At 51.4% G+C, this 11,608-nt stretch carries 7 protein-coding genes; 3 read left to right on the top strand and 4 right to left on the bottom strand.

Translation table 11 applies throughout. The features are described from left to right. Nucleotides 1–435: 435 nt before the first annotated feature. Nucleotides 436–1,503, bottom strand: a complete 1,068-nt coding sequence (locus GOV53_RS07325) for a hypothetical protein (RefSeq protein ID WP_170465028.1) — start codon at nt 1,501–1,503, stop codon at nt 436–438. A 44-nt stretch (nt 1,504–1,547) separates the two neighbouring features. Further along, complete coding sequence (locus GOV53_RS07320) at nt 1,548–3,272, bottom strand: amidohydrolase (RefSeq protein ID WP_170465026.1); 1,725 nt, start codon at nt 3,270–3,272, stop codon at nt 1,548–1,550. Nucleotides 3,273–3,596: 324 nt separating this feature from the next. On the opposite strand from GOV53_RS07320, the gene GOV53_RS07315 reads away from it, so the two are divergent. Beyond that, entirely contained in the window at nt 3,597–4,556 is a 960-nt protein-coding gene (locus GOV53_RS07315; protein ID WP_170465024.1) for a helix-turn-helix domain-containing protein, read from the top strand. Nucleotides 4,557–4,749: 193 nt separating this feature from the next. Beyond that, nucleotides 4,750–6,447: an adenylate/guanylate cyclase domain-containing protein gene (locus GOV53_RS07310; RefSeq protein ID WP_170465022.1), complete on the top strand. Its 1,698-nt coding sequence runs from the start codon at nt 4,750–4,752 to the stop codon at nt 6,445–6,447. A gap of 150 nt (nt 6,448–6,597) precedes the next feature. Here the strand turns inward: GOV53_RS07310 and GOV53_RS07305 are convergent, their stop codons facing one another. After that, nucleotides 6,598–7,230: a tyrosine-type recombinase/integrase gene (locus GOV53_RS07305; RefSeq protein WP_170465021.1), complete on the bottom strand. Its 633-nt coding sequence runs from the start codon at nt 7,228–7,230 to the stop codon at nt 6,598–6,600. Nucleotides 7,231–7,438: 208 nt separating this feature from the next. On the opposite strand from GOV53_RS07305, the gene GOV53_RS07300 reads away from it, so the two are divergent. Next, nucleotides 7,439–9,319 carry a tetratricopeptide repeat protein gene (locus GOV53_RS07300; RefSeq protein ID WP_170465019.1) on the top strand — a complete coding sequence of 627 codons (1,881 nt, stop codon included), beginning with the start codon at nt 7,439–7,441 and terminating at the stop codon, nt 9,317–9,319. A 1,144-nt stretch (nt 9,320–10,463) separates the two neighbouring features. Here the strand turns inward: GOV53_RS07300 and GOV53_RS07295 are convergent. After that, nucleotides 10,464–11,537 carry a LacI family DNA-binding transcriptional regulator gene (locus tag GOV53_RS07295; protein WP_170465017.1) on the bottom strand — a complete coding sequence of 358 codons (1,074 nt, stop codon included), beginning with the start codon at nt 11,535–11,537 and terminating at the stop codon, nt 10,464–10,466. Between the last annotated feature and the right edge of the window lie 71 nt (nt 11,538–11,608).

Below are 11,608 nucleotides of genomic sequence, written 5' to 3'. Positions count from 1 at the left end.
TTGCAGTCCAGTGCGGCTGGGGGGTGGTTTGTGAGTGGGCCATCCCCCAACTTATGGAAAAGTGCTCTTCGAAAGGTCTTAGTTACATTTCAACGAAAGGTAGTCAGTGAGTGGCGAAACCAAACGGCTACTTTGTCCGCTAAGCCGGAATTGCAAAGTCCTGGATTGAATGTCCGGTTTGGGCTGCGATCAGCCAATCATGCTTGCTGCGGAGAACGGCAATGCGAGCGGCAATACTGACTTCATCAAAACTCTCCTCTTGGAATGGGCTGTATGCAGGTCATCTTATGAAAGCAGTGGTTATTGGCACAGGTGTTGGTTTGTTGCAGAAAATCAGAAGATGTAACGGAACGTGCAACACTATTCCGTTTACCAATCCTCAGTAGCCGACGTGGTGGTTGTACGCTCCAAGCAGAATTTCTGCGCGCGAATTTCTTATTGTATCTTCAAGGCCCGTGCTTCACCCGCCAGAGACACGTATTCGCGCACCGTAATGATATCTTCTGGCGAGGTTAAGTGCCCAGCCTTTAGGAGGTCGGCAAGCAGCTTGGCTTGGCTCCATTCTTCACGGCCTCCGAATTGACGAGCAACAACCGGGGCAATCGATGGTTCATTCTGCAACACCGTCGCAACAGCGCCTCGAATAACATTTTGCGTTTCTTCATCCCCGGAAAGACTGTGAATTGCGAATGCCTCAACAATCAGTTCCCGGTTTTCAAGCGGAAGTGTCACATCTGCCAAGTAACGCATCGACAAATCAGTAGCGGCGCTTGGCCCACCATGCTCGACAAAAGCGGTAGCGAAGGCACCGAAGGCAGGACCAGGCCTTGCTGAATAGACTTTAAGCCCTGCTTGCAACGGCCGTTGGACGTTACTGTCTTTAGAAAGACCAAGTAGAAGAACCTGTATCGGTAAGAGTGTCGGATCAGAGACAGCATACAATCCAGAGGTGATCGCTTCCGCTGGGATGCTCAATCCTAGATTTTTCAACGTCCCATATTCCACGCGGTCAAGTTCACGGAGCGCCAACTGGTGAATGCGAATGTCGGTGTGGCCCAACAAAGCGCCAAAAAAAACTAACCGGTCACTCTCATCCCCTCCACGCCAGTCCTCTATTCGAGCGATGATTTGATCAAAGACTGTGATCAATTCTCCGTCGACAAGTGCAAGTCTTGTCCAAGCACCGTACTTCTCTCGCCCGAAAATTGCGTAAGCGTCCGGATTTTTTCCAAGCCTCTGAATTGCGGTTGCGTCCACGCGCTGAGGGATATCAATATCTTCGGGCGTTGCGCCAATTGCTGCAATCGGATCATACCGCAACGGATCATTTGGATCTTCGATAACAGGAACTGCCAGTGCAATTTCCTGACTGCGTAGTAACTTGTCCACCACCGTGTCTTGCGGGATGTAATTATGAAATGCACAGGCGTACACAGTCGTAGCGGCCATGACGACGGACAATACTGCGCCTGATAGGGCCGCAATAAACATACGTTTTATCATCTTGACCTCCCAAGAATGATTTTGTTTGTCATGAGGCGATTCAATCACGCCGCGTTGGTCTCTTTGCCTTCCAGCCAGGTTCCACTTACTTCGATGTTTTCTATTTGCATTGGGTCAACAGAAGTCGGGTCGTCTTCAAGAACCGTGAGATCAGCGTATTTCCCAACTTCCAAACTCCCCGCAATGTCATCCATATGCAGTTGCCAGGCCGCATGCGTCGTAACACCTTTAAGTGCTTCTTCTACTGGAATACGCTGGTCGGGCGCGAAGACTTCCCCACCGTCTGCCATGACTCTGGTCACCATGTCTTGGACGCAACGCAGAGGACCTAACGGCGATACCGAGTAATCGCTGTGCATTGAAAACGGGATGCCTTTTTCAACGGCTGTGGCGGCGGCATCGTAGTACTCGACCCTTTCTGGACCAAGTAGATTATCTCGGAACGCCTTGCCCCACCATCGAATATGGCCGGACAGGTAAGTTGGCGAAACACCGAGTTCCTTCATCTTGTCGTACTGCTCAGGATGGCCGACGCTGCAATGTTCAATCCGGTGCCGATGATCGTCGCGCGGGTTCTCCGCCAATACCTGCTCGTACACGCGTAGTACTAGATCTATAGCCGCATCCCCGTTGCCATGAACGGCAAGAGAAAAACCATCCCCATGTGCCCGTTTGACCACCTCGTATAGTTGGTCTTCCGTGTAGTTGAGTGCTCCACGGCTGTCCGTGCCAAGGTAGGGCTCGCGCAAGTAAGAGCTGTAGGCCTGCGTCGCGCCATCTGACCACGCCTTCATCTTGGCAACGCGCATCTTGTCGTCGCCGTAGCCCATACCGATTCCGTTTTCGGCCCATTCGTCCATCAGGGTTGAAACTAGAAAGGCGCGCGTCCGCACCGGCGCGCGATCCTTGATGCGTTCAAATAATCTGAGGTCTTCTATGCCTTTGTTTTGACCGACGCTTGGATCACCAAAGGTGGTAATTCCGACCTTGGCACCCGAGTTGAAAAACCGGAGTGTTCGCGCCTCCATATCCTCATCGGTCAGTTGTTGGGCAGCGTTCAGAAACGGGCCAAAAGTCGGGAGCTCTTCCAAGCGACCAGTGAGTTCCCCTTTGTCGTTTTTAACGTAGCGAGCCGCAACTGGGTCCGGAGTGTTCTCGTCGATTCCAACGATTTTGAAGGCAAGTGAATTAGCATAAGCTGCATGACCACTTCCTTCCAGCAACAAGAACGGGTTGTTGGGGGCGATGCGGTCCATATCTTCAAGAGTGAACTGTCTTCCGCCGGGGGTCACGACGCCGTCATAATCAGCGGCCAGAAGCCAGTCGCCTTCTTTCAACTTGGCGGCACCTTCGTTCAGTTTTTGCATTACCTCGTCGAAACTGGCTACTTCAGTCGGACTGATAATAATGAAGTCGTCCTTAACCACCGAATATGAATGCGCGTGGCTGTCGATCATGCCAGGCATTAGCGTTCTGCCGTCAAGATCAATGATGCGTGTCGTGCTGGAAGTCAGCGCGTCGATTTCATCTTGGCTACCAACAGCGATGATCCGCCCATCACGGACTGCCAGCGCTTCAGCCTTCGGGTTGGAGGTGTCCATCGTAAGGATACTGCCGCCACTGAAAACCACGTCTGCTGCATCAGATTGGGCAATAGCTGTTCGATAGGGAAGCAAAAGAGCCCCCACAGCAGCAAGCGACCCGGTTTTCAATACATCACGCCTGTCCGGCCGGAAAGCGGATTTGTAAGGAAGCAATGGGGCTTTCATACTATTTCTCCTTATATTTCAATAATATTTCGATGTTCTTGGTGCGCAATCGACCCAATGTGCTTGGAGTTTGAAGTGACGAAGACACCTCTAGTCCGCGAGATCGCGGCATTTTTCACCTAACGGATTGCAAAAAATCTGGCTCCGAAATCCTTTGTTCGGCAGCCTCAATCCGCTTCGCTTTCGACAATATTTCGGGAACAGCTTATTTGGTTAGGCGAAATTCTCGCGATGAAATAGTATTCAATTTATCCGGTGTACTAATTTTTTAAGACCGCGCACTAAGATTGGACCTATGGGTTTCACGCATCTTGGAGAGTTCTTATGCAGTTGCGACCGATAAAGAGTTTTGCGCAACACTTCACGAATGCGCCGGTTCGAGAAACAGAACTTGTACAGCTGGGTCCTGGCGACATCAATTTAAAGGACTGTTGGATCTACGGAGAAAACAGTTTTGTAAATACCGCTTCCAGTGAAGCCCGGTCTTCTTGGACAGTGCTCGGAAGGCAGGATTTGATGGCACTAATTTTGCCACTTTCTTGGGACGGGGATTACCGCGTAAATGGTTGGTACTCCGATCCAGGTGATGTCTATCTGCTCGACGGGGAGTACGAATACTGCAACGTGGGTCAGGATCGGAAAGTGCTGTTCATTGCTTTCGAGCGCCGCCGAATGACGAGAGAAGTCGCTTCCTTAAGCAGGCGCACCTACGATGAGCTACCCAAAGGGCACAGCAAGTTTCAAATTGGTCTAGCGGCGGCTGAGAATCTATCAAAGATCGCTGGCCGAGCTTTCCAAAATGCTTCACCTCTTGATCAAGGGGGGCGGCGATTTGGAATAAGTCGCGGAGTAGAAAGCGAATTTTTTGCTCAGATCGCGCAATGGATATTGTCGTTGAACCTACTTTCCGATTGTACACATGTTCTAGACAAGGCAGCTTTCAAGAATGTTAGGTTGGCGCGGGGCGCGATCACACGTATCCCTGCGGACCAACTAACGATCTCAACTCTGTGTCGAGTTGCTGGTGTGGGGCGAAGCCAACTTCACGAGAACTTTGTCGAGATTTTTGGTGAATCGCCTTGGCAATACATATTGAAGCGACGTTTGACTTCTGTCCGAGAGCATCTCCTAGACGTTGTATCAACACCAAGGTCGGTCAAGGACACAGCACTCATGCATGGCTTCTTTTCTGGTGGCCACTTTGCGAAAGAATACCAATCAATGTTCGGAGAGCTACCGTCTGAGACGTTAAAAAAGACACTGACTGAAAAATCTCAACTTTGATTAGATTGGCCTGTAGGTTTGCCGGGACGTTTGGATTGTCCGCAAATCGGAATCTGCATAGCTTGTTTTGATACCCGCTTCGAGCTGCTGGCATCAGCTGACGACAAAGGCAGAGAGCTTCAGGGACTTGCCCCAAGCGACCCTCGTATTCAGGTAGTTGGAGTAGAGGGCCGCTTCATCTATCGTCGAACACATGTCGAACAAGGGGCAACAGTTGCAACGAAGGTTGGCGGCAATTCTAGCCGCGGATGTCGTTGGGTATTCGGCGCTTATGCACCAAGATGAGCAAGCCACAATTCTAATGCTTGATCACCTGGAAAGCGACATCATCACCCCAACGATAGCAGGCCAATCAGGTCGTGTCGTAAAGAGCATGGGCGATGGTTGGCTGGTGCAATTTGACAGCGCCGCGCAAGCTGTAACTGCTGCAATGCAGCTACAAGAGCAGTTGGCTGACCACTCGTTAATGAGCATGCGGATCGGTGTTCATGTGGGTGACATCACAGAAAAAGGTGATGACATCCTAGGTGACGGTGTAAACATTGCCGCACGGCTTGAGAGCATTGCACCAACCGGTGGCATCGCAATTTCTGAACCCGTACACTTGAACCTTGAACACACTCTGGCAGACGCTTTCAAAGCAGTTGGGAAGAAGAAGCTCAAGAACATCCAGCGCAGCCTGGATGTGTGGATTCACGATGGACCGCAACTTGGCGCATCGCAAAGGTCGCATTCTTTCACAGAGACGAGCTTGCCAAAGCTATCCATCCATCCTGTCACGTGCAGCGACCAACGCGCTGAGCTAAAGGAAACGGCCGCAGCTCTCACTTCAGATTTCGGTTCTTATTTTCGAACGATCAACTGGTTAAACGCGGCAATAACCTCCACGGAAGCATCAGAGGGATATGCACTTCGCTGCGTGCTGCGTGGACACGGCGACCGATTGCGTCTGGAAGCCCGATTAAGTGACTCTTCTGGTCCTGAAATCTGGACTCAGAAGTTCGACGGTTCGGTCGAAGCTATCTTTGATTGGCAAGACGAAGTTGTAGAAAAGCTGTTGGATGCGGTTAGTGGGATCTTGATCCAGTCGCTGACCGCAAAGCTCTCCGCTTTGCCTGAAGAAGAACTGACTGCCGAACAGTGCGTTTTGATGGGCATGATCACATGGTCGGAGGCCAGCATCGACAGCTATGAAGAGACGTTGTCGTACCACGCCAGGGCCATCGAAGCCAAACCAACCCTCGCTGCCGCCTATGCCGAAGCTATTTGGACAATGAATGGCGCGAGAACCTATGATCTTCGTCGCGAACTGTCTTCCTACTATGAGAAGTTGCCACGCTGGATCGAGGCCGGGCGACACATGGCGGGGCAAAGCCCAACGCTTGATTTGAGTGTTGCAGTGGCTGACTACAATGTTGGCGGGGACGCGGATCGCCTTTCCGTGGCGCTGGAGCAAATCCGGCAACGAGCGCCGTTAGATGCGCGCCTCCATTTATTCATGGGGTGGGGGTACAACTGGGCCGGGTTTCCAAAAATGGCACTAAGCTGTTTTCAGACAGCGCTTCGATTGGGCCGATATGGAGCCGTTTTCGTGGGTGCTTCCGGAGGTGCCGCGACCTCCTGCATCATGCTTGGTCGAGACCGTGATGCTATCGCCTACGCAGAGGCAGGTTTGCGCTTCTCAAAAAACTATGCCGCACTTCACAGCACGAGGGCCGCTGCTCACGCAATGCTTGGGGAACCTGAAAAAGCGTCTGCGGCGTTGGTGCAAATGCTGCAAATGGAGCCTGGTGAGACGATCTCGAAGTGGCGTAGCAACGTGGACTATGGCGGTTCTGAAGGCGCTGAACGCTACTTTGAGGCGCTTCGCCGGGCAGGATTGCCAGAATAGCGGTGCTGGAACCAAGTTGCGCTGGCAAAACCGGCAGCTTGATCGCGCATCTCGGTAGCTGCAAAGCTTGGATTTGAATGTCCGCTTCGGGCTGATAGTTCTACTCTCGGGGTTCGCGCAAAAAAGGCCGCTCGAAAGCGGCCTGATGGATCACACCTCGGTGGCTTCCGCGATGGCGAGTGCGTCTTCGATGTCTACACCCAGGTAACGCACTGTACTGTCCATCTTGGTGTGACCAAGCAATAGCTGCACTGCTCGCAAGTTACCTGTTCTACGATAAATCTGCGCCACTTTTGTGCGTCGCATTGAATGGGTCCCATATTGGCTGGGATCAAGCCCAATCGAAGCGACCCATGACTGAACCAACCTCGCGTACTGACGAGTAGAAATATGCAGCCGATGCTGAAAACGCCCTGGCCACAAGTACTCGGATCTTTTCATCGCAGGTTGTTTCAGCCAATTCAAAAGCGAGTTTCGCGTACCACTACTAATTTCAAAACGAACGGGTATCTTTGTCTTGCTTTGGTTGACAGACGCGCGTTCCTTTACTTGTCCAGCGGCAAATACGTCTGCAACTTTAAGGCGAACAAGATCGCAACCACGGAGCTTACTATCTATTGCTAAATTGAAGAGTGCTAAGTTCCTATGATCTTCTGAAATTTCTAAGCGAACGCGTATTGCCCAGACATGCCTTGGCAAAAGCGGGCGCTTCTGGCCAATAACCCGACCTTTGTTCCACGCAGATCGGCCAACTCGAATGACGGGTAGATTTAAAGCTTGCATGACGAATACTCCACACCGCCACGCACCACCTCATCGCCCACACAGTGTCAGCGTCTATTGGTTACCATGCTTGGTCTCCGTCATGAAAAATCTGACTTTGTCGAAGCCTGACCGGCGCCTCAAATATGCGATTTGGTATAGGGCGAATAGCAGAACTATGGATTCAATAGATCAGGATGGATAATCTTGGGTCTAGGGGAGAACGGGAGTGGAACGCCGCCTTACCACTATCTTGAGTATTGACGTCGTGGGCTACTCGCGACTGATGGAACGCGATGAGGCAGCGACGCTGGCAGCACTAAAGTCGCATCGGTCTGAACTCATTGACCCCTTTGCGGCGAGTTATGGTGGCAAGACGATCAAATTGATAGGTGATGGTGCTCTACTGGAGTTCGAAAGCACCGTACAGGCAATGAAATTTGCCGTTTCTGTTCAAAACGAAATGCTCTCTCGAAATTCGGACGTTCCAGAAAGCGAACGAATTGTGTTTCGGATCGGCATCAATATCGGAGATGTGATTGCCGAGGATGGAGACATTTATGGTGATGGCGTCAATGTCGCCGCTCGACTTGAAGGCTTGGCTGAGCCTGGAGGTATTTGCATTCACCGCAGCGTAAGGGACCAGGTACAGGACAAGCTGGATCTGAATTTCGAGGATCTGGGTGAGACCGAAGTCAAAAACATAGAGAGACCAGTCCGAGCCTTCGAAATCGTTCTGGATGACCAGGCCAAGGCTTTGGCTTTATCAAAACCAATTGCGCATACGAAACCAACGATATCCAAGTGGGTGCCAACTCTAATCGGTGCAGCATGCATCTGTTTGGTGCTGGTTTCGGTCGTATGGTGGCGATCCAGAGATGCGGCACCCCTGACCGAACAAGAGGAGTTTGCGCTTGCCATCCCAGACGAACCGTCCATCGTCGTTTTGCCCTTTGAGAACCGCTCAAAAATTGAAGAGGTCGGCTATCTGGCAGAAGGTTTTGGAGCAGCAATCACGACGCAGCTTTCGAAGTTTCCACAGCTATTTGTGATTGCTGGTTCTACTTCGATTACCTTTGCGGACAGCTTGGCCAAACCGCGAGAAATAGGTCGAGAGCTCGGTGTGCGATATGTTCTGTCAGGTAGCGTTCAGAGCGTTGGCGAGAATATTTCGATTAACTCAACACTGATAGAGACAGAGTCGGGGCACGCTCTATGGTCGGAACAATATGACGTTGGCGTCGAAGAATTGTTTTCCGCTCAGGCCGACCTTATTCGGGAAATCGCATCCACCCTAAAAATTGTAGTTGAGGAAGAAGAAATCGCTTCGCTTAGGAAACGGCCAACCGATGATCTAGAAGCGTATGAACTTTTTCTGAGGGCTGTCGCCAAAAGCAAGCTGCTGAATACTGCGAGTCGGCAAGAGGCAATTGAACTACTGGAACGAGCCATAGTGCTCGATCCAGACTACCTTTCTGCACATATTGAATTGAGCGGTCGCTACCTTAGTCTTTGGCGCTTTGGTGGGTCGGACGATCCAGAAACCGCGCTGAACAAAGCCCGCAGGCACGCACAGCGTGCGTTAGAACTGGATCAATCGGACTATCGCGTTCAACACCGCTTGGGCCAGCTACATTTGTTTGCTGACCACGATCATCAACTCGCATACCAGGCATTTCAGCGGGCAATACGGGAGAACCCCAATGATCCTGAGGTTCTATATGGTATGGGCTTTCTACGGTCGCTTATGGGTGAGCCAGCCGAAGCGATTGAGTGGAACAACAAGGCAAAAAAGGTCAACCCGCGTTATCCCGGCTGGTACAATTTTAACGCGGCCCTTTCTCATTTCTTAATCAGAGATTACAAACAGGCAATTCTGCTGGCAAAAACCGGTATCTCAACTTATCCAAAGTCGCTTCCTCCGCGCCGTATCTTGGTCGCAACTCTTGCTGAAATGGGACGTCTGGAAGATGCACAGGTTGAAGCAAAGAAATTACTCGAAATCCGGCCGGACTTCCGTGTTTCTACACACAGAAACACACCCTTTATGCATACTGAGGACCAGGACCGGTATTTTGGTGCGATGGTTGCTGGTGGATTGCCCGAATAGAAAGGTTTTCATATCCCGGATACTGGCTGTATGCGCGGTTTCCACTTTTGGTAGCATCGTTGCATGAACGGACCAATCCGCTCCTCGGGATCAACAAACATCGCTGTTGAATGTCTGGTTTGGGCTGCGACCCGCTGATGATGCGCATTGAAGAGAAGAGCGGGAGTAGCTTAGAACAACGTGTTTGTTGTTTCACTGGAGAGTGCGCAGTGAAGTAACCGTAGACGTTCAAGTGAGATTCAGGACTGACTCATTGTCAAAGCGGATCGGTCTACGCGCCAGTTTCAAGCCTTCCGGCCTCATTCGTCTTGCAGCACCGAGCCCGCCTAGGCGCGGAGAAGTATAGACAATACTCGGCGGTGAATACGATCTAGATCGTAATCGGTTAGTTCTAAACCCTCAGTCATCCGCGCTTTGAATGACTGAAAGTCTCCGCGAGTGATCTCGCCACGGTTTTCGTCGTCTCCGGCAAGTTGCTGCGCGAGTTTTTCCTTTCGGAAGTCCAGCAGAAAACGGGAAAATCGAGCGTTCAATTCGGAGTATTGAGGGGAATCCTCGATAGGCGATTTGTTTTTCATAAATTCGGTATCCGATAGCCATGGAACTGCCCGAGCGGTTTTGCTGGGCAAGTACAACATTCTGGTCAGCTTTTGCGTGTGACGCGTATGAGACGATTTGGTTCCATGGCCACAGTCTTGAGATTTTCTGGTCCTGGTCAATAGCGCGATTGCTATCGATGGTCGCCCAAAGCAGAACAATCTCAAAACTCTAAAGGAATCTTTTTTATTTTATTTCAGTACCTTAAGAATCTGTGGGCATTAAAGACCGTTCAAATGGGCGCAAAAATCAGCACTATGGGCTATTTATGCTCACCCACACACGCGGAATCTCCGCTGACCTATTTCCAAAGCTGCGTCAGCCGGTACATGAAGTAACCACATCGACGCCAGGTCGAACAAAGCACATGTGGCGGCGGGAGCCTATTCCGGCCGTCACAGCAGATGAATTCTGAGACATACCCGCTGGTCAACGACGACCAGTGTCTGAGGGTTGGTTGCAGAGCCCCGCGGTCAAGCGCGTCATGAAAGGCGAAACTTTCGCGGCGCTTGGTCAACCCAAACAAACCTAGGCAAGGGCCCAAGACTTACCTGCTGTGACCTACCTTTGGTATGGTTGAGCCTCTCTCGATCAGCCTGACTTCCAGTCTTTCAGCTTTTGGTTTTTCTTGAATGGAAATCCACCGCTCCAAAGCAACGGCTGCCCTTTCTCCCATCCGGGAAACAGGAAGGTGCACCGTTGTTAAGGAAGGCACCGAACAAGCAGAGCTTGGCAAATCGTCCAGTCCCATCAAGGATAGTTCTTTTGGTACACTTATTCCTTTGGACTGCAGGCCAAACAGAACCCCCAGCGCGACGACATCCGAAAGGCACAGGATGGCATCGGGTTTGGTCGGATAACTGAGAATACGCGCAGCAGCTTCTGTTCCGCCACGGAGGCTGATCTCGGTCTCGACTGTTGTAAGCTGACCTTCCCAGTCTATTTCGCGCAGCCCCGAGAGGCGGGCGAATGTCCGGTCGTTGTTGTGAACCGGGCCATGTACGACTGCGATTTGCCGATGCCCAAGTTCGATAAGGTGCCGTAAAGCCAACTGCGCTGCTGCCTTGTTGTCGTAGCCAATCGTCGGCAAGGCACTGGCGTCATCAAAATACGACGTGATGATCGTGGGGATCATTGTACGATCCAACAAATCGTGGAACTCGGCGGTATGTGCCGCTCCGGTAACGATCAGCCCTTCTGCACCAATATCGACAAGCCCCTTCGCCTTCTTGGCTTCAACCTCCAGATCGGACTCTGTTGTGGCGACGACAAGTGAAAGGTCATTTTCTGAGAGCTTTCGTTCCAGCGCGGCAAGAAAACGGGCAAAAATGGCATTGTCCAAAGTGGGCACCAATGCCCCGACAAAACGCGTGCGGCCCGAGTTGATTGCCCTTGCAGCAGCGCTTGGAACGAAGCGAAGCTCAGTGATTGCCTTTTGAACGCGGTCCAGCGTGTCCTTTTTGACAAGCCCCGGTTCATTCAGAACGCGAGACACCGTGGCAACAGATACGCCTGCAGCTTTTGCAACGTCTCGAAGGTTTGCACGCTTTTTTGGCGTCGGGTCTTTTTGCGTCACCTGAATTTGCACCCATTTTCCGATTTCTAACGAAAGTGTTGACATATGAAACTAGTTTCATCAACCTTTGTAACTAGTTTCATAACTGAGAATCCGTCAGCGACATGCAAGGTTCG

The sequence above is a fragment of the Ruegeria arenilitoris genome (assembly GCF_013035315.1).
GTDB classification, from domain to species: Bacteria; Pseudomonadota; Alphaproteobacteria; order Rhodobacterales; family Rhodobacteraceae; genus Ruegeria; species Ruegeria arenilitoris_D.
This window is presented reverse-complemented; position numbering and strand designations above follow the sequence as displayed.